This window comes from Streptomyces sp. NPDC005566 (assembly GCF_040605575.1).
Taxonomy (GTDB): Bacteria; Actinomycetota; Actinomycetes; order Streptomycetales; family Streptomycetaceae; genus Streptomyces.
This window is the reverse complement of record NZ_JBEXDB010000008.1, coordinates 238634-258335: the sequence shown is the minus strand read 5'-3', so window position 1 is coordinate 258335 and position 19702 is coordinate 238634. Positions and strand designations below refer to the sequence as shown.

At 69.9% G+C, this 19702-nt stretch carries 15 protein-coding genes; 10 read left to right on the top strand and 5 right to left on the bottom strand.

Translation table 11 applies throughout. The annotated features are described in order from the left end of the window. Positions 1 to 46: 46 nt before the first annotated feature. Complete coding sequence (locus ABZS61_RS15510; protein WP_356420052.1) at positions 47 to 961, bottom strand: rhomboid family intramembrane serine protease; 915 nt, start codon at positions 959 to 961, stop codon at positions 47 to 49. Positions 962 to 1124: 163 nt separating this feature from the next. Here ABZS61_RS15510 and ABZS61_RS15505 point away from each other — a divergent pair, with 163 nt between their 5' ends. The 4 genes from ABZS61_RS15505 (at position 1125) to ABZS61_RS15490 (ending at position 5224) form a co-directional block, all read left to right on the top strand. Continuing rightward, the gene (locus ABZS61_RS15505) at positions 1125 to 1694 is read left to right on the top strand and encodes a HutD family protein (protein WP_356420049.1); all 570 of its coding nucleotides are present in this window, start codon (positions 1125 to 1127) and stop codon (positions 1692 to 1694) included. 481 nt (positions 1695 to 2175) lie between these two features. Beyond that, complete coding sequence (locus ABZS61_RS15500) at positions 2176 to 2676, top strand: pyridoxamine 5'-phosphate oxidase family protein (protein WP_356420046.1); 501 nt, start codon at positions 2176 to 2178, stop codon at positions 2674 to 2676. 500 nt (positions 2677 to 3176) lie between these two features. Continuing rightward, positions 3177 to 3380, top strand: coding sequence for a cold-shock protein (locus ABZS61_RS15495; protein ID WP_015607926.1), 204 nt, complete (start codon positions 3177 to 3179; stop codon positions 3378 to 3380). A 182-nt stretch (positions 3381 to 3562) separates the two neighbouring features. Then, positions 3563 to 5224 (top strand): DEAD/DEAH box helicase, encoded by a 1662-nt coding sequence (locus ABZS61_RS15490; RefSeq protein WP_356420043.1) that lies wholly within the window; start codon positions 3563 to 3565, stop codon positions 5222 to 5224. A 62-nt stretch (positions 5225 to 5286) separates the two neighbouring features. On the opposite strand, the gene ABZS61_RS15485 is transcribed toward ABZS61_RS15490, so the two are convergent. Together ABZS61_RS15485 and ABZS61_RS15480 are read right to left on the bottom strand one after the other, a co-directional pair. Next, a complete protein-coding gene (locus ABZS61_RS15485; protein ID WP_356420040.1) occupies positions 5287 to 6843 on the bottom strand; it encodes an ankyrin repeat domain-containing protein in 1557 nt (518 codons plus the stop codon). 32 nt (positions 6844 to 6875) lie between these two features. After that, entirely contained in the window at positions 6876 to 7787 is a 912-nt protein-coding gene (locus ABZS61_RS15480) for a hypothetical protein (RefSeq protein ID WP_356420037.1), read from the bottom strand. Positions 7788 to 8036: 249 nt separating this feature from the next. Here ABZS61_RS15480 and ABZS61_RS15475 point away from each other — a divergent pair, with 249 nt between their 5' ends. After that, entirely contained in the window at positions 8037 to 8813 is a 777-nt protein-coding gene (locus tag ABZS61_RS15475; RefSeq protein WP_356420034.1) for a serine protease, read from the top strand. 7 nt (positions 8814 to 8820) lie between these two features. Here the strand turns inward: ABZS61_RS15475 and ABZS61_RS15470 are convergent, their stop codons facing one another. After that, positions 8821 to 10626: a beta-galactosidase family protein gene (locus ABZS61_RS15470; RefSeq protein WP_356420031.1), complete on the bottom strand. Its 1806-nt coding sequence runs from the start codon at positions 10624 to 10626 to the stop codon at positions 8821 to 8823. Between the two features lie 125 nt (positions 10627 to 10751). On the opposite strand from ABZS61_RS15470, the gene ABZS61_RS15465 reads away from it, so the two are divergent. The 5 genes from ABZS61_RS15465 (at position 10752) to ABZS61_RS15445 (ending at position 17628) form a co-directional block, all read left to right on the top strand. Beyond that, entirely contained in the window at positions 10752 to 11630 is an 879-nt protein-coding gene (locus tag ABZS61_RS15465; RefSeq protein ID WP_356420028.1) for an AraC family transcriptional regulator, read from the top strand. 21 nt (positions 11631 to 11651) lie between these two features. After that, positions 11652 to 11987 (top strand): chorismate mutase, encoded by a 336-nt coding sequence (locus tag ABZS61_RS15460; protein ID WP_356420025.1) that lies wholly within the window; start codon positions 11652 to 11654, stop codon positions 11985 to 11987. Between the two features lie 67 nt (positions 11988 to 12054). Continuing rightward, positions 12055 to 14598, top strand: a complete 2544-nt coding sequence (gene pepN, locus ABZS61_RS15455) for an aminopeptidase N (RefSeq protein ID WP_356420022.1) — start codon at positions 12055 to 12057, stop codon at positions 14596 to 14598. 214 nt (positions 14599 to 14812) lie between these two features. Beyond that, positions 14813 to 16210, top strand: coding sequence for an aminotransferase class V-fold PLP-dependent enzyme (locus ABZS61_RS15450; protein WP_356420019.1), 1398 nt, complete (start codon positions 14813 to 14815; stop codon positions 16208 to 16210). Next, complete coding sequence (locus ABZS61_RS15445; RefSeq protein ID WP_356420016.1) at positions 16207 to 17628, top strand: SidA/IucD/PvdA family monooxygenase; 1422 nt, start codon at positions 16207 to 16209, stop codon at positions 17626 to 17628. Before ABZS61_RS15450 ends, ABZS61_RS15445 begins: the two co-directional genes overlap by 4 nt. A gap of 117 nt (positions 17629 to 17745) precedes the next feature. On the opposite strand, the gene ABZS61_RS15440 is transcribed toward ABZS61_RS15445, so the two are convergent. Next, a complete protein-coding gene (locus ABZS61_RS15440) occupies positions 17746 to 19557 on the bottom strand; it encodes a 5'-nucleotidase C-terminal domain-containing protein (RefSeq protein WP_356420013.1) in 1812 nt (603 codons plus the stop codon). Positions 19558 to 19702: the final 145 nt, after the last annotated feature.

Below are 19702 nucleotides of genomic sequence, written 5' to 3'. Positions count from 1 at the left end.
GCGGGGCCGCGGGAGCGGCGTCGACGGGGCGCCGCCGTACGGGCCGTCAGACGACGCCCGTCAGAGACGCCGTCCTCAGGGCCACCACCACGGCCAGCAGCGCGACCAGCACCACACCGCCGGCCAGTTGCATCGCCGAGGTCCGCAACGTCGCCGGGGCGTACGCGAGCCCGTACGTCACCAGGCCGCCGGTCAGCAGTCCGCCGAGGTGCCCCTCCCACGACGTGAACGCGGCCGAGATGACCATCCAGAGCAGAAAACCGGCCATGAAGCGATTGACGGCACGCATGTCGCTGCGCAGACGCCGGTTGATGACGTAGAACGACGCGGCCATACCGAAGACCGCCCCGGAGGCACCGACCGTCGTGACGTCCGGCGAGACCAGGTACACCAGCACCGACCCGCCCACCGCGGACAGCAGGTACAGCGCCAGATACCGGGCCCGGCCGAGGTGCCCCTCGACGGCCCGGCCAAGATTCCAGAGCGCGAACATGTTGAAGACGAGGTGCATCACACCGAACGACGTGTCCGGCGGCAAGTGCAGGAAGGCACCGGTCAGCAACCGGTACCACTCACCGTCGGCCACCCCGACCAGATCGAAGCCCGGGATCTGCTCACCCCTGTAGTAGTACTGCTCGCCCGCCGGATCGACGAGAACCGCACCGAGCATCCCGAACCTGTCCACCGTCTCGGAACGCACCACCTCGAACACGTACGCGATGATGTTCAGCGCCATCAGCGCGTACGTCACCACGGGCGCCGCAGTCGCCGAGACCGCACCGCCGAAGAGCGAGCGCGCCTGACGGACCGAGCGCTGCCCCTCCTTCACACACTCCACGCAGTGATGGCCCACCGACGCCTCACGCATGCAGTCGGGGCAGATGTACCGGTCGCAGCGTGTGCACCGCACGTACGACTCGTACGACGGGTGGCGGTAACACGAGGTGGCGGCGGCCTCCATGGCCGGCTCCTTCATTCGTGGGCGGAGATTCGTGGGCGGAGAGGAGGGCCGCCGGGGCGACGGCGATCAAGATAGCGAACGCCGGGGGAGACGGGCACATCCGGGTACGGGACAGCCCGTAGTCTCGGAAGTCCCGCAGCCGGAACCCCGATCGGAGAGCGACATGGCCTTGCGCGTACTGAGGGCGGCCGGCCGCGCGGCCGCGCCCTGGCACAACGGCGGGGGAGTCACCCGGGAGATCGCCGCGGCTCCCGAGGGCGCGACGACGGACACCTTCGACTGGCGGATCAGCCTCGCCGAGGTGTCGTCGGACGGCCCGTTCTCCCTCTTCCCCGGAATCGACCGCACCCTGACCGTCGTCGAGGGCGAGGGAATGGACCTGATGGTCGGCGGCGAACACCACATCGTCGACGAACCGTTGTGGCCCCACGACTTCCCCGGCGACCTGGAAACCGAGGGCCGGCTCCTGGGGGGACCGGTCGTCAACCTCAACGTGATGTACCGCCGCGGCCGTGAGGCGGCATCGACCGCCGTCGTACGCGGCACCGTACGGCTGACCCCGCCGGACGGCGGCGCGGTCGTCGCCGTCGCGCTCGAGGACGGTGCGGTGGCTGAGGGCGCGACCGAGGACGTCGAACTGGCCTGCTACGACGCGGTGCTGGCCACCGGGGGCTCACCGGGCGTCCTGCGCACACGGGGCTACGCGGTGGTCGTCACCCTGCCGAGCCGGTGAACGGCTGAGCGGCGGGTGCAGTGCGACGGTGGACTGCGGGCCGGTCACGCACCGGGCACCCGGTAGCGGTGCACCGGGGAGACCGCCGGAGGCCCGGAAGCCCGGGGCATGCCCTGCTTCTCCGCGATCGGCGTGATCCAGTGCCCCGAACGTGTCCATGGCCTCACGGGACTCCAAGAGGTCATAGACCTCCAGGCCCACATCGGTCGGCTTGCACAGGGGACAGGCACCCCGCGAAGGTGTCACCGGGGAGAGCCCGCAGCTCGGCGTCGAGAGCGTCGCACTGCTCGACCGTGGTGCCGGGCAGGAAAGCCCTCATGACGAGGGCCGTCCGAAATCACCACGGGCGGGGTCCTCCCCGTCGTCGGGGCGACGACTCCACCCCCTCCAGCACCCACGCCTGCAACAAAGCGGCATCCGATCCGGTGACGTCCGGCGAATCCCGACAGAAGGTGTCGGGATTGAAGGGTTCGATGACCCCATGACATCGAGTTCGTGGCAAGACTTCCGGGCCGCGGAGCCGGCCTTCGCCGACACCGTGCAGAAACGCTTCCAGCAGTACAAGCACCACGTCCTGGCAACCCTCCGCAAGGACGGCTCGCCCCGGGTCACCGGCCTGGAGGCGGAATTCCGGCTGGACGAGCTGTGGTTCGGCATGATGCCGGGCTCCCGCAAAGCGCTCGACCTGCGGCGCGACCCGCGGTTCGCCCTCCATGCCAACCCGGGACCCGACGCCGAGATGGCCGACGGCGACGTCCGGATCTCCGGCCGGGCCGTGGAGGTGACCGACCCCGCCGTCCTGGCGCGCTTCGTCGAGGCGGTGACCCCGCCGGAGCCGTTCCTCCTCTTCCGCGCCGACCCCGCGGAAGTGGTCCGCACCGGGCTCGACGGCGACGACCTCGTCCTGCAGGTCTGGCGTCCCGGCCACCCGCTGCGCACGATCCGCCGGGGCAACGACGACAGGCCGCCCCGCGAGATGTGACGTCCCCGCCGTGCGGCCGCACGGTCCCGTGGTGACACCCGCTCGGCGCAACCGGCACCGGGATCCTCACGGCATTCCCGCACGGGCCGGCCCGGGGTCCGGCACGCGTCCTGCGGCATTCGGGTGAATGACTTCGCGCCGAGCGGCTCAGGCGGACCACGGGGTTCCGCTCGCCGCCGCCCGAGGGCCCGCAACCCTTGGGAGAACGGCTCGGGAAGCATCCGGGAACGATTCCGGAACCCTGGCCGAACGGCCGCCGCGACCCCCCTGGTCAGCCAACCTTTCCATCCGGCGGCGTGGCGGGAGCTGCCGCAGGACGGCAGAACGTGCTACGGTTGCCCAGTTGCAGTTTTGGTACCCATGAACTTTATGTGCGCCTGACGGGAACCCTCCTCAGGCGCTTTATTGTTTTCCGGCTTTCTCCGGATGGGGCTCAATGCGGCGACTTGGAATTCGTAAAGTGCGGATTTCCGGCACTGCACCTCTTTTAGGAGAATGACATGGCTACTGGAACCGTGAAGTGGTTCAACTCGGAAAAGGGCTTCGGCTTCATCGAGCAGGACGGCGGCGGCGCCGACGTCTTCGCCCACTACTCGAACATCGCCACCCAGGGCTTCCGTGAGCTCCAGGAGGGCCAGAAGGTCTCCTTCGACGTCACGCAGGGCCAGAAGGGCCCGCAGGCGGAGAACATCGTCCCGGCCTAATTGCCGGACGCGTACCTCGCAGCCGGGGCCCGCACCGTGAAGGTGCGGGCCCCGGTTTGTGCTGTTTCCGGTTTGCTCTGTCTCCGGGGACACCTGCTCTGTGCTTGCATCCTGGGGCGCACATCAAGCAGTCCACAGCAGTCGGCAGTAACCCCAGGAATCCCCCAGGAGGGCAATTCCGTATGACCCGCTCCGAACGCCAGGACCGACCGACCCGCAGCCGCCCGATAAGGGGGCGCGGCACGGACCGGGCACAGGTGAACGCAAGAGGCTCCGCCAAGGCGCCGGCCCGTCGCCGTCCCGCGCCGTCGCAGGGTGGCGAATTCGCCCTGCCGGAAACCATCACCCCCGCGCTGCCCGCCGTCGAGGCGTTCGCCGAGCTCGACATGCCCGCCGCGCTGCAGAAGACCCTCACCGCGCAGGGCGTGACCGAACCCTTCCCCATCCAGGGCGCCACCCTGCCGAACTCGCTGGCCGGCCGGGACATCCTCGGCCGTGGCCGCACCGGCTCCGGCAAGACCCTGGCCTTCGGACTGGCCATGCTCGCGCGCACCGCCGGACGCCGCTCCGAGCCGCACGCCCCGCTGGCGCTCGTCCTCGTCCCCACCCGTGAACTCGCGCAGCAGGTGACCGACGCGCTCACGCCGTACGCGACGTCCGTGAACCTGCGGATGGCGACCGTGGTCGGCGGCATGTCCATCAGCAAGCAGTCCGGCACGCTGCGCCGTGGCGCCGAGGTGCTCGTCGCCACGCCGGGGCGGCTCAAGGACCTCATCGAGCGTGGCGACTGCCGGCTCGACCAGGTCGCCATCACCGTCCTCGACGAGGCCGACCAGATGGCCGACATGGGCTTCATGCCGCAGGTCGTCGCCCTGCTCAAGCAGGTCGAGCCGGACGGGCAGCGCATGCTGTTCTCCGCGACCCTGGACAAGAACATCGACCGGCTGGTCAAGATGTTCCTCACCGACCCGGTCGTGCACTCGGTCGACCCGTCCGCGGGCGCCGTCACCACCATGGAGCACCACGTGCTGCACGTGGCGGACGAGACCGACAAGAAGGCCGTCGCCACGAAGATCGCCGCCCGCGAGGGCCGGGTCATCATGTTCGTGGACACCAAGCGTGCCGCCGACCGCTTCGCCAAGCGGCTGCTGGCCAGTGGCGTGCGCGCTGCCGCACTGCACGGCGGCCGGTCCCAGCCGCAGCGCAACCGGACGCTGGACCAGTTCAAGACCGGCGAGGTCACCGCGCTCGTCGCGACGAACGTCGCGGCCCGCGGCATCCACGTCGACGACCTGGACCTGGTCGTCAACGTGGACCCGCCGACCGACCACAAGGACTACCTCCACCGCGGCGGGCGCACGGCGCGCGCCGGGGAGTCCGGCAGCGTCGTCACGCTGGTGCTGCCCGAGGAGAAGCGGGACATGACCCGGCTGATGGCGGACGCGGGCATCGCGCCGCGGACCACCCGGATCAAGTCCAGCGACGAGGAGCTCAGCCGGATCACCGGTGCGCGTGAGCCGTCCGGCATCGCGATCGTCATCGAGGTACCGCAGCCGACACAGCCGAAGCCGCGTACGCGCGGCACGGGTTCGGGCGCGGCGGCCGGCGGGTCCTTCCGCTCGGGCAGCCGGGGCCGGGGTCGGCGCGGCGGTACGGGTGCGGGCGCCGGTGCAGGCGCGGGTGCGGGCTCGGGCGGCTCGGCTCGTGGCGCGGGCTCGGGTGGTTCGGCCCGTGGTGCGGGCTCGGGCGGCTCGGGCCGTGGTGCCGGGGCCGGTCGGGCCGGAGGCGCCGGGAGTGCCGGCGGCCGCAGCGGCGCGCCTTCGCGGGGGCGTCGGGCCGCGTAGCGGTCGGCGCAGATCGTCGTCGCGGTGACCGGTGTACGCCGGTCACCGCGACTTTTTCGTCCTCAACCGCCGGGCGGGCCTGATTCAGGGCTCCGCCCCGCACCCCGGTCCTCGAACGCCGGACGGGCGGAGGGCCGACCGGGCCGGCTCGGCGGCTGCAGGGCCGCCGCAGCCGTCGTGCCCGCGTAGCTGTCCGCCGGTTCTTCGGCCAGCAGGCGTACCAGGGCCTCTGCCGCGCGTGTGTCACCGCGCCGTGCCAGACCTCGTGCCGCCTCCGCCACCGTGTCGGGATCCGCGTCGTCCAGGCGCACGGCCAGGGCTTCGCGAATCTCCGGAGTGTCGTCGTCCGCGGCGGCCAGCGCCGTCGTCGCCCAGTCGCGGACCCCCTCGTCGGTGTCCCCGCTCAGGGTGATCAGTGCCGCGACGGCTTCCGGCCGGCCCGCCGCCACCGGGCCGAACAGCGCCAGCGTCACCGCGCGCCGCACCATCCGGTCCGGATGCTCCGCGTGGCGCAGGATCTCCGGCAGGGCGGCCGGATCCTCATGGTGACCGAGGCCGAGCACCGCGGACTGGATCAGATCCGCGTCCACGGCCTCCCGCGCCAGTTCCCGCAGCAACGGCACCGACCGCGCGGCGAACGGCTTCGCCCCGGTACGGAATCCGAGCTGCGCCAGCACATCCGCGCCGAAGGCCTGCCGCAGCGGATCTCCGCTCGCCGTCCACGCGGCCGCCGCCTGGAACGTCTCCTCGTCGCCGCGCTGCCACAGCGCCTCGACCGACTCGTGCCAGTCGTCCAGCTCCGGGTCCGCACCCCGCAGCGCACGGGCCGCCAGCTCCTCGAAGGGGGTCCGCACACCCAGCTCGTTCTCCAGGAGCGTCGCGATCGCTCCGTGTCCCGTCTGCCGGTCCTGGGAAGCGAAAGGCTCGCCGTCCCGCTGCAGTTCGACCGTGACCGTTACTCCGCCGTCCTCCGGGGTACGGCGCACCACCGTCGTGTAACCCCCGTCGATCCCGCCGCTGCCGGTGCCGTCTCCGTACAGCGCGGACAGGGCGTCGCGCAGTTCCTGCTCGGTGTCCAGCCGCAGGCAGCGCCTGGCTTCCTCCAGTGCCTGGGGCAGATCGGCCGCGCCGTGCCGGAGCAGGGTGCGGACCGTGTGCGCAGATCCCCGCCGGGCCGCGACCACCAGCGGGGACTCACCCTCCGGGCCGGGCAGGCCGGGATCCGCACCATGGGAGAGCAGGGTCTCCGCGATCCGCGCGTGGCCCAGGCCGACCGCCCACCGCAGTGCGGTGAAGCCGAACTCCTCGCGCAGATCCGGCTCGGCGCCGGACGCGAGCAGCGCCTCCACGACCTCGCCGTGGCCGCCGCACGCCGCCCCGCACAGCGGCAGGTCGCCCGCCTCGGGGCCGCTGGCCCGGTTGGGGTCCGCCCCCGCGGCGAGCAGCAGCCGCACCGCGCCCGGCCGGTCCTCCACCGACGCCAGGTACAGCGCCGTGGTCCCGTCGGTGTCGCTCGACTCGGCGGACGCGCCCGCGCGGAGCGCACGTACGACGGCGTCCTCACCGTCGTACAGCGCCTCGAAGAGGTTGCCTGCGTCCCCGGCCGGATCTTTCGTCATACTTCGACCCTACGGCGCAGGCGGGACGAACCTCAGGTGTCGCATTCCAGGACGGTGCGGCACAGCCCGCACCGTGCCCGCACCCGGCCGCGGACCGGGACCCGGATGCGCTGGCTGCAGGTCGGGCAGGCGAACGAGACCCGCAACCCCGCGTCTCCGTGCTCGAAGGCGTAGGGAACGTCCGGGCCGGGCCCGGTACCCGGGTTGTCCCGGGCGTCACGGCGGTCCTTGGCGTAGCGGCGGCGGCCCGCCCACCCCGCGGCCGTCAGCGGTGGCCGGTCGAGGTCCCGCAGGGCTTGGGCCCGGCCCTTGGTGTAGGCCGCGTACGCCTGCGGGCTGGTGAACCACACGGAGGGGTCCTCGTCGAAGACGAGCGCACGTTTGGCGAGCACGTACCCGAACTCCTCGGGCGTGAGGTAGCCGAGCTTCTGGCTCGATGTGGCGTCCTCCCGGAACGCGTCCAGCAGGAGCCAGCCGGCACCGAGGTAGGCCGTCACTGTGTCGGTGAGGATCTCGTTGTCGCGGGTGCCGGGGAACTCGAGGCCCAGGCGGTGCAGCAGGACATGCGTGATCTCGTGCGCGAGCGCCGCCCCGATGTCCCTGCGGTGCGTCCGGAAACGGTCGTTGAGCTCGATGAAGTACTCCGGGCCCGCGGCGAGTTCGACGCTCGCCGCATGTTCCATCTCCCGGAAGCCGACGATCATCCGGGCCTGGGGAAGATGCAGGTGCTCCACAAGGGCGTGTGCCACGCGCTGGGAGCCGAGGTGCAGATCGTCCGCGTCGGCGAACGCGGCGTCGGCGGGGACGAGGCTGGTGGCGTAGCCGTGCACGCCGTCGTAGGAGATCCGCCGGTAGAGCGCGGTGATCGCGGACCGGACGGTGTCCAGGTGCGGAAACCCGTGGACGACCGGACTGCCACTGCTGCCGTTACTGCCGTCCCTCACGTCAGACCCCCCATCGAAGACGCTCAACGGACCTTCACTGTAGGCCGAGCCGCGGGGGAGGGGACCTGTGTGCAGCCTGATGATCTTGGCCGGAAAGTCCGCCTTGTGGCAGCGGTGATCGCTTCCCGATAATCGGAGCGTTCTTGTCGGGAGCATGTCGAGAGCTGGTTCGGCTGTGCCCCTGACCTGGACCTGCACGCCTGCACAGCACAGCCCCACCGAACCCCCCACCCGAAAGCAGGCACTCCGTTGAAGCAGCTTCTGCGCACCCTGAAAAGATGCTCCGTCATCGCCGCGGTGGTCCTCGCCGCCATCAGCCTCCAGCCCTCCGGCGCCACCGCGGCCCCCGCCCCCGTCGTCGGCGGAACCCGCGCCGCGCAGGGTGAATTCCCCTTCATGGTCCGGCTCTCCATGGGCTGCGGCGGCGCGCTCTACACCCAGACCATCGTGCTCACCGCCGCACACTGCGTGAACGGCTCCGGCAACAACACCTCGATCACCGCCACCGGCGGTGTCGTCGACCTCCAGTCGTCGAGCGCCGTCAAGGTCAAATCCACCAAGGTCCTCCAGGCGCCCGGCTACAACGGCGTGGGCAAGGACTGGGCACTCATCAAGCTCGCCAAGCCGATCAACCAGCCCACACTGAAGATCGCCACCAGCACCGCGTACGACACGGGAACCTTCACCATCGCCGGGTGGGGAGCCGCCACCGAAGGCGGCGGCCAGCAGCGCTACCTGCGCAAGGCGACCGTGCCGTTCGTCTCCGACACCGTCTGCCGGCAGGCCTACGGCAGCGACCTCGTCCCCAGCGAGGAGATCTGCGCCGGACTCGTCGACACCGGCGGCGTCGACACCTGTCAGGGCGACTCCGGCGGCCCCATGTTCCGCAAGGACAACGCCGGAGCCTGGATCCAGACAGGCATCGTCAGCTGGGGCGAAGGCTGCGCACGCGCCGGCTACCCCGGTGTGTACACCCAGGTCTCGACCTTCGCCACCGCCATAGCGTCCGCGGCGGCCGGCCTCTGACCCGCAGTCACCGCTGACCGTCCCCGGGGGTACCCGTCCTGACGGGTACCCCCGGGCCCAGTTCGACGAACGGCTCCCCGGCGTCCTCCAGCTCCAGCACCCACACCTCGTTGGCACCCTCGCGGAGCACCGGCCCCGGAACGTACAGCGTCCGCTGCGGCCCCGCCGACCAGTACCGCCCCAGGCAGAAGCCGTTCACCCACACGAACCCCCGTGTCCAGCCCGGCAGCTCGAGCCCCGCATGACCGGTCCCCGCCGCGCCCGATACCTCGAAGAACCCACGGAACAGACCCGTCCGCCCCATCTCCCCGACACTCCCGAACGGCAGCCCGGCCACCGCACCCGCATCGTCGAACGCGTCCAGCCGCAGCGCCCGGGCCCGCACCCCGTGCAGATACTGCCGCTCATGGACCACCCCGACCGTGATGCCCTTCTGCTCACCCAGCCGCGGACCGTAGTTCACCCGGCCCAGCGACTCCACCCACAGCTCGACCTCCGCCGGCCCGGCGACCGGCTCGTCCAGCACGGGAAGCTCCTCGGTGAGCACCCCCGCCCGCACCCCGTCCACGTACACCACCGCCCGGTCCCGCAGACCCACCGCACCCAGCGGATACGGCTGTCGCGGCCCCGGAACACCCACCCGGTAACGCACCAGGCCCCGGTCGACACCGAGATCCTCGAACGTCGGCGGAACACCCGACTCGGCCGTCTCCGGATCACCCAGCCCCTCCAGCACCCCGGCCAGCGGAACCCCCCGCGTCAGCGACACCCGCACCGGACCGGGCAGCCCCACCGGCTCCGGCGGCAACTCCGGCAGAGGACCGTCCGCATACTCGGCCAGCACCTCCCGCAACAGCCAGAACTTCTCCGTGGGCCGCCCGTACTCATCGACCGGAGCGTCGTAGTCGTACGACGTCACCGTCGGCAAGAACTCCTGGTCCTGCAACGGACCGCCACGATTGGAACCCGCCCAGCCCGCGAAATTCGTACCCCCGTGCGCCATGTAGACATTGACCGAAGCACCGCACTCCAGGATCTCGCGCAACGCATCCGCCGTCTCCGCCGGATCCCGCACGACAGGCTCGGCACCCCAGTGACCGAACCAGCCGCACCAGAACTCCATGCACATCAGCGGCCCCCGCCGCCGGTGCCGGCGCATCACCTCGAACGCCCCACGCGCCCCCGAACCGAAATTCGCCGTAGCCAGGAGACCCGGCACCGAGCCACCCGTCAGCATGTGGTCCTCCGGCCCGTCCGACGTGAACAGCGGCACCGTCACCCCGCACCGGCGCAGCAACCCCACCAGCTCCTCCAGATGCACCCGGTCCGAACCGTAGCTCCCGTACTCGTTCTCCGCCTGCACCATGATCACCGGACCACCGAAGGTGACCTGCCGCCGCACCACCTGCGGAAGCAGCTCCCCGAACCAGCGCTCCACCGCGGCTGTGTACCCGGCATCCCGGGTCCGCACCCGCCGGCCGAACCGCCCCGTCACCCAGACCGGCAGCCCACCGTTCTCCCACTCGGCACAGATGTACGGCCCCGGACGCACGATCGCCAACAGCCCCGCCCGGTCCACCGCGTCCAGGAACCGGCCCAGCGCCCCCACATCACGGAACATCCCGGGACGCGGCTCATGAAGATTCCACGGCACATACGTCTCCACACAGTTCAGGCCCATCGCCCGCAGCATCGACAGCCGGTGATCCCACTGCGCCTCATGCACCCGGAAATAGTGCAGCGCCCCCGACAACAGCCGCACCGGCTGCCCGCCCAGCCGGAAATGGTCGTCCCCCACGGTGAAATCATTCATGGTGCTCGTACGCTCCTGTGTGCGGATCCTCGCCTGCCACCAGCTTCGGCCCCTGGCGCCCGGCCGGTCCATGGAGAAAGATCACCGCTGATTGGACACAACACCCGACAGGGAGGTGGAGAGCGATGTACCACACCTGGATGCGCTTCTTCACACCCAGCGCACTGCACCACCGCCTCGGACTGGCCTGCCTCGGCGTCGGCCTCCAGCACGGCGCCCTGCCCACCGTCGGCCCCCGCACCCTCGACCACCACGTCGCCGTCGTCATCACCTCGGGCAGCGGCTGGTACACCGGAAAAGACGGCCGACGCCAGACCGTCGAAGCACCCAGCCTCATCTGGCTCACCCCCGGCACCCCGCACCACTACGGCGCCGACCCCACCGGCTGGGACGAAAGCTTCGTCGACTTCACCGGCCCCGCCACCACCACCTACACCGAACTCGGCTACATCGAAGCGGACCGCCCCCTCGTCCCGCTCACCGACACCGCAGGACCACGCGCCGCCATCGGCCGCATCGTCCGCGCCGCACGCCGCGGAAACCCCCTGCTCGAAGTCGAGACGGGCGCCGCCGTCCACGAACTCCTCGTAGCCCTGCGCCGAGCCCGCGCAGACATCGGCCCCGACGGATCCCCCGTACTCCAGGCCCTGGCACGCGACGCGTTCCAGCCGCTCTCCGTCGCCGAACACGCCGCCCGGCACGGCATGACACCCGCCGAACTGCGCACCGCCGTACGACGCGGAGCAGGATGCAGCCCCAAGGACTACCTCCTGACCATCCGGCTCGGCCGCGCCAAAGAACTCCTCGCCGCCACCGACCTGCCCATCGCCGCCGTCGCCCGCCGCGTCGGATACGACGACCCCGCCTACTTCTCCCGCCTCTTCGCCCGCCGCGTCGGCCAAGCCCCCGTCCGCTTCCGCGAACAACAGGGCCGCAGCGTCCCCGGCGGCTGGAGCGACCGCATCCCCGACCCGGACCACCCACCCACGATCACCGTCCAGTAGGAACGTCTAAGCTCGCTGCCCATGACCACGAGCGACATCGACGAGTCCGTACGCGCCGAACTGAACCGGCTGCGCGAAAGCATCGACAACATCGACGCCGCAGTCGTCCACATGCTCGCCGAACGGTTCAAAGCCACCCAGCAGGTCGGCCACCTCAAGGCCGAACACCACCTGCCGCCCGCCGACCCGGCCCGCGAATCCCGCCAGATCGCCCGGCTCAGACAACTCGCGGAGAGTGCCAAACTCGACCCCGCGTTCGCCGAGAAGCTACTGAACTTCATCGTGGCGGAAGTCATCCGCCACCACGAACGCATCGCCGAGGAATCAGCCGGAGAAACCCCGGCCCCAAGCCTCTGACCCACCGCCGTCAGCCCTGCGAGAACCCCACTGCACGCCCCACCGGCCGTACGGCAGCATGGGCGGCATGTCCGTACTGACGCGCAACGAAGCGCAGACCCGAGCCCAGCTCCTCGACGTGAACCGGTACACGGTCGACCTCGACCTCACCACAGGCGAGGACACCTTCGACTCCCGCACCGTCATCCAGTTCACCGCCCACACGGCCGGAGACACCTTCGTCGAGGTCAAGCCCCGGACACTGCGCTCGCTCAGCCTCGACGGACAACCCCTGGACCCCGAACGCCTCACCGAGAACCGCTACCCCCTCGACCGGCTCACCGCAGGAACCCACGAACTGCGCATCGACGCCACCATGCACTACTCCCGCACCGGCGAAGGCATGCACCGCTTCACCGACCCCGCCGACGGCGAAACCTACGTCTACACCCAACTCTTCATGGAAGACGTCCAACGCGTCTTCGCCGCCTTCGACCAACCCGACCTCAAATCCGTCTTCGACATCACCGTCACCGCACCCGAGAACTGGACCGTCCTCGGAAACGGCACCGCCCACCAGACCACCCGAGGCCGCTGGAGCATCACCCCCACCCCACCGATCTCCACCTACCTCGTCGCCGTCGCCGCAGGCCCCTGGCACACCGTGACCACCGAACACGCCGGCCTGCCCTTCGGCATCCACTGCCGTCGCTCCCTCGCACCCCACCTCGACGCCGACGCCGACGAAATCCTCTCCGTCACCCGCGACCTCTACGACCGCTACCACGAGAAGTTCGACGAGCCCTACCCCTTCGACTCCTACGACCAGGCCTTCGTCCCCGAATTCAACGCCGGCGCCATGGAGAACCCCGGACTCGTCACCTTCCGCGACGAATTCATCTACCGCTCCGCGGTCACCGACGCCGAACGCCAGACCCGCGCCATGGTCATCGCCCACGAAATGGCCCACATGTGGTTCGGCGACCTCGTCACCCTCACCTGGTGGGACGACATCTGGCTCAACGAGTCCTTCGCCGAATACATGGGCTACCAGACCCTCACCGAAGCCACCCGCTTCACCGACACCTGGGTCGACTTCGGCGTCGCCCGCAAGGGCTGGGGCTACGACGCCGACCAACGCCCCTCCACCCACCCCGTCGCACCCGACCCGGACGCCGTCCCCGACACCGCGTCCGCCCTCCTCAACTTCGACGGCATCTCCTACGCCAAGGGCGCCTCAGCCCTGCGCCAACTCGTCACCTGGCTGGGCGAAAAAGACTTCCTCGCCGGAATCAACACCCACTTCGCCCGGCACAAATTCGCCAACGCCACCCTCGCCGACTTCATCGACAACCTCGCGTCCGCCACCGACCGCGACGTCCACGCCTGGGCCGACACCTGGCTCCGCACCACCGGCATCGACACCCTCACCGCCCACGTCGAAGACAACGACCGCGCCTGGACCCTCACCGTCGACCACCACGGCAACCGCCCCCACCGCATCGCCGTCGGCACCTACGACCACACCCTCGACACCCGCTCCGGCGCAGCCGAACTCGTCCAGCGCGACCGCTTCGACCTCGACATCCCGCACACCGGAGAACCCACCACCCTGCCCGGCCGACGCCCCGCCCTCGTCGTCCTCAACGACAACGACCTCACCTACGCCAAGATCCGCCTCGACCCCGCATCCTGGGACACCGTCCTCGGCAGCCTCTCCGGCATCCCCGACGCCCTCACCCGCGCCCTCATCTGGAACACCGCACGCGACATGGTCCGCGACGGCGAACTCCACCCCACCACCTACCTCACCACCGCACGCACCCACCTCCCCCACGAAACCGACCTCTCCCTCGTCAACGGCGTCCTCGGCTTCGCCGCCACCCAGATCGCCGACCGCTACCTCACCCCCCACGACCGGCCCGCCGCACTCGCCACCCTCACCTCCCTCTGCCGCGACCTGCTCCGCCGCACCGAAGGCCTCACCGCCAAGGACTGGGAACACCACACCCCCACCGCCGGCGCCGACCCCGGCCTCCGCCTCACCGCCGTACGCCACTTCATCGACGCCGCCACCCAGCCCGACACCATCCAGGACTGGCTGGCCGACGGCACCGTCCCCGGCGGACCCGAACTCGACCCCGAACTGCGCTGGCGCATCCTCACCCGCCTCGCCGTCCTCGGCGCCACCGACGAAACCGCCATCGACGCCGAACTCACCCAGGACCCCAGCGCCACCGGACAGGAAGGCGCCGCACGCTGCCGCGCCGCCCTCCCCACCCCCCAAGCCAAAACCGCCGCCTGGCACGCCATGTTCACCGACGACACCCTGTCCAACTACCTCTTCACCGCCACCGCCCAAGGCTTCTGGCAACCCGAACAGGGCGAACTCCTCCACGACTACGTCGCCCGCTACTACCCCGACGCCACCGCACTCGCCGCACGCCGCGGCCCCGCCATCGCCGAAGCCGCAGGCCGCCACGCCTTCCCCACCCACCACGTCGACACCGACAGCCTCCGCCTCGGCACCGACGCCCTCGACGACAAAACCCTCACCCCCGCACTCCGCCGCAAACTCACCGACCAACTCGACGACCTGCGCCGCGCCCTCGCCGTACGCAACGCCCACTGACCCACCACCACCCGTGCCCGGCCCCGAACACACAAGGGCCGGGCACAGCCATGCGAACCACGCACTCCTATAGCAGCCCCACCCCGCACACCCCACCCACACCACAGCGCAATACCCCTTTCGGGGTCAGATCGTCGGTCTCTTCGGCCAGGGTCCCAAAAACCCGGACAAGCTGGTACGCCCGCCCCCGCGCACCCGAAGGACCACACCACCCATGCCCATCCCACCCCTCGCCGGAGGCACCGCAGGCCCCACCCACCTGCGCCCCCTCCTCGACACCGTCCTCACCGCACTCCACGACGGCGCGACCCGACGCAACGGACCCCTCCCCGCCGGCGGCCCCGACACCATCACCCACCACACCCACCACACCACCGGCCCACTCATCCCCGACCACGGCACCGGCGCCCACCACGCCCTGCGCACCCTCGTCACCGCACTCACCGAAGGCGCCGCAGACCCCGCACACCCCCACTGCGCCGCCCACCTGCACACCCCACCCCTCGCAGTCGCCGCAGCAGCCGACCTCGCCGCATCGGCACTCAACCCCTCCATGGACTCCTGGGACCAGGCCCCCGCCGCCTCAGCCCTCGAAACCACCCTCACCCGCACACTCGCCGCCGAGATCTACCCCCACACCCCCAGCCCCGACGCCCTCATCACCACCGGCGGCACCGAAGCCAACCAACTCGCACTCCTCCTCGCCCGCGAACGCCACGGCCCCGTACAGACCATCTGCGCCGCCAACGCCCACCACAGCATCACCCGCGCCGCCTGGCTCCTCGGCCTCCCCGCCCCCGTCGTCATCCCCGCCCCCACCGGCGTCATGGACCTCCCCGCCCTCCACGACGCCCTCACCCGGCACCAAGGCCCCCTCCTCGTCACCGCCACCGCCGGCACCACCGACACAGGCCAGATCGACCCCCTCGACGCCATCGCCGACCTCACCACAGCCCACGGCGCCGAACTCCACATCGACGCCGCCTACGGAGGCCCACTCCTCCTCAGCCCCACCCACCGCCACCTCGTCCACAGCCTCCACCGCGCCCACAGCGTCACCCTCGACCTGCACAAACTCGGCTGGCAACCCGCATCAGCCGGCATCCTCGCCGTCCCCCACCACCACGACCTCGACGCCCTCCACCACCAAGCCCCCTACCTCAACGCCGAGGACGACACCGACGCAGGCCTCCCCGACCTCCTCGGCCGCTCCCTCCGCACCACCCGACGCCCCGACGCCCTCAAGATCGCCGTCACCCTCCAAGCACTCGGCCGCGACGGACTCGCCGACCTCATCGACCGCACCCTCGCCGCCGCCCACCACCTCGCCGACATCATCACCGCAACCCCCCAACTCGACCTCTACGCCCGCCCCACCATCAGCACCGTCCTCTTCCGCCCCACCGACGCCGACGACACCACCGTCGCCACCATCCGCCGCACCCTCCTCACCCACGGCCACGCCGTACTCGGCCGCGCCCACGCCGACAACCGCCTCTGGCTCAAAGCCACCCTCCTCAACCCCCACACCACCCCCGACGACCTCCACCGACTCACCCACCTCGCCACCCACGCCACCACCGGCCTCACAGAAGGCAGCACCCCCCGATGACAGACCGGCCCACCCCCGACCAGCCGCACGACCTCATCGGCATCGGCATCGGCCCCTTCAACCTCTCCCTCGCCGCCCTCGCCCACACCATCCCCACCACCCCCGACCACCCCCGCCCCACCACCGCCTTCTACGAACAACGCCCCCGCTTCCACTGGCACCCCGGCCTCCTCATCGACGGCGCCACCCTCCAAGTCCCCTTCCTCGCCGACCTCGTCACCCTCGCCGACCCCACCAACCCCTGGACCTTCCTCAACTACCTCCGCACCCAGAACCGCCTCTACCCCTTCTACTTCGCCGAGCGCTTCCACATCCAACGCACCGAATACGACGCCTACTGCCGATGGGTCAGCCAACAACTCCCCGCACTGCACTTCAGCCACCACGTCGACGCCATCCGCTGGAACCCCGACCACGCCCTCTTCGAAATCGACTTCACCCACCTCGACAACGACGGCGAAGCAAAAACAACCGGCAACGCCCACACCCGCCACATCGCCCTCGGCGTCGGCACCGAACCCTTCGTCCCCGAACCACTGCGCCCACTCGCCGAAGCCCCGAACATCCCCGTCATCCACTCCGCCGACTACCTCCACCACCGGCAGAAACTCCTGGACGCCGACCACGTCACCGTCATCGGATCCGGCCAGTCAGGCGCCGAAATCTTCCTCGACCTCCTCCGCGCCCGCCCCCGAGGAGCCGAAAAACTCCACTGGCTCGCCCGCACCCAGGCCTTCGCCCCCATGGAGTACTCCAAACTCGGCCTCGAACACTTCACCCCCGACTACACCCGCTACTTCCACGCACTCCCCGAAGCCGTACGCGACACACTCGTCCCCAGCCAATGGCAGCTCCACAAAGGCATCGACACCGACACCATCACCGCCATCCACGAAGAGCTCTACCGGCGCACCCTCCACGGCGGCTGGCCCGACGCCACCCTCACCCCCGGCGTCCACGTACGCACCGCCGGCCGGCTCTCCGGCACCCGCATCGAACTCCACCTCGAACACACCCAGCAACACACCCGCACCAGACTCACCACCGACGCCGTCGTCCTCGCCACCGGCTACCGGGAACGCCCCCTCGACACCCTCCTCACCGGCCTCACCCCCCACATCCGCCGCGACGCCTCCCAACGCCCCCACATCGACGACACCTACCGCCTCGGCCTCGACCCCGCCATCACCGGCCACATCTACGTACAGAACGCCGAACGCCACACCCACGGAGTCGGCGCCCCCGACCTCGGACTCGCCGCCTGGCGCAGCGCCACGATCCTCAACGACCTCACCGGCACCACCCCCTACCCCCTCCCGCACCGCACCGCCTTCACCACCTTCGGCCTCACCCCCCACCCCGCGCCGAAAATCCCCCACCAAGGCCCCGCCCTCACCCCCCTCGTACAGGGCCACTGAACCCCGCAACCGCCCGAACCCGGCCCCCGCAACCGCACACACGAAAGCGGCCGCCCTCCCCAAGGAGAACGGCCGCCCCACCCCCACCCGCACAACAAACGGGCCCGAACAACCCGGTCAGAACACCGGCACACCATCCCGCGTCAGACGCCACCCCACCGAAGCGAACTCCGCCGGATCCACCGAACCCTTCGCCTGCACCCACCCGATGATCGTGTTCCGGATCTCATCCGAATTCGCCCACAACTGCTTCGCACCCGGAACATGCGGGAAATTACCCCCACCACTCGCCCGGTAGTTGTTCACCGCGAACACGAACTGCGCCGCCGGATCGACCGCCGCGCCTTCGAACGTCAGATTCACGATCCGCGAACCCGCAGGCTTCGCAATGTCGATGTCGTACGACACCCCCGACACCGCGTCATAGTTGTAATCCGGCGTACCGTCCGCATTCGTCAGCTTCGACGTGTCCACAGGACCACCCGCCGCCGTCTGCACGTAATACCTCGCCGAATACTCCAGATAATCCTTCAACTGCGCACCCGTCAGCAACCGCGCCTCAAGCGTGTTCTCGAACGGATACAGCCCCGCCGCATCCTTGATCGTCACCTGACCCGCCGGGATCCCCGCCGTACGCGAGAAGCACGACGCCTGCGACAGCACCGGCAACGCCGCATACTCGCCGGAAGCCAACGCCGCCTTCACCGTGTCCGCCTGCACCTGGTTGATCAGATCGATGATCGGCTCGTCCTTCCACGGAGCCTCCACCGTCGTCATCGCCACCACAGACGAACCGATGACCTGATTCACATAGGCCACCACCTTCGCGTGCTCATCCCCGAGCAACGACGTGATCCGCGGGTCCTCCGCCACCGTGTTCGAATTCAGCACCTCGGCGCCGACCTTCTCCACCACCCAGCGGCCCTTCTCCCACACCAGGTCGAAGTCGAACAACGTCAACCGCTGCCCCCACTTCAACGGCTCCGAAAGAACAACCTGCTTACCCGTCTCCTTGTTCGTCACGAAGTACTCAGGAATCTCCGAGTGCGCATGACCCACCAGAATCGCGTCAATACCCGGAACCTGCTCCGCCACCAGACCCGCCGCGTTCTCCACGTACGGCAGCTGATCCCCGTACGACGACGTACCCGACGAACCCGAATGCGCCGAAACGATCACCACATCCGCACCCATCGAACGAAGCTTCGGCACCCACTTCGCCGCCTGCTCCTCAAGCCCCGGGAACACCATCTTCCCGCCCACATTCGCCTTGTCCCAGATCGCGATACCAGGATTCGTCAACCCCAGAACCGCCACCCGCACATCCCGGCCGTGCGGCGTACGCACACGCTTGATCACATACGGGGCGAACGCCGGCCGCAACGTCTTCGCATCCAGCGCGTTCGCACCCAGCAGCGGGAAATCACACTGCTCCTCGAACTTCCGCAGCACCGGAATGCCGTAATTGAACTCATGGTTCCCGAGCGCCGCAGCGTCGTAACCGATCCTGTTCATCGCCTGCGCCATCGGATGCACCGGACCACGCTTCGCAGTGATCGGATCGATCTTCGCGTAGTAGTACGACAGCTGGGTGCCCTGGATCGTGTCACCCGCATCGATCAGCAGCGTGTTCCGGCGCCCGCGCTCCTCACGGATCTGCTCCACCAACGTCGAGATCTTCGCCAGGCCCACATCGTTGTGCGCCTTGTCGTCGAACTCCTTGTCCGTGAAGTAGTCCCAGTTGAAGACGTTGCCGTGCAGGTCCGTCGTCCCCATCACGGTGAACGAGTACCGCCTGGCCGGGCGGCCGTGCCCGTGCCCCTTCGACTCCGCGGCCCCGGCAGGCCCGGCAACGGCCCCGCCCGCCAGCGCCACACCCGCACCCGCGGCAGCCGACCGGCCCAGAAACTTCCTACGGTTCAACGGCATTCCTGACTCCTCGTTCAATTGAACAACGCGCGTAGATTCTGGCCCAGCCACCGTGCCCCGCAACACCCCACGCAGGTTTCGATCTGATGACCACGGCGCGCACCCGCCGACCCGCACCCCCGCACCGCACCCGCCACACGCTCAT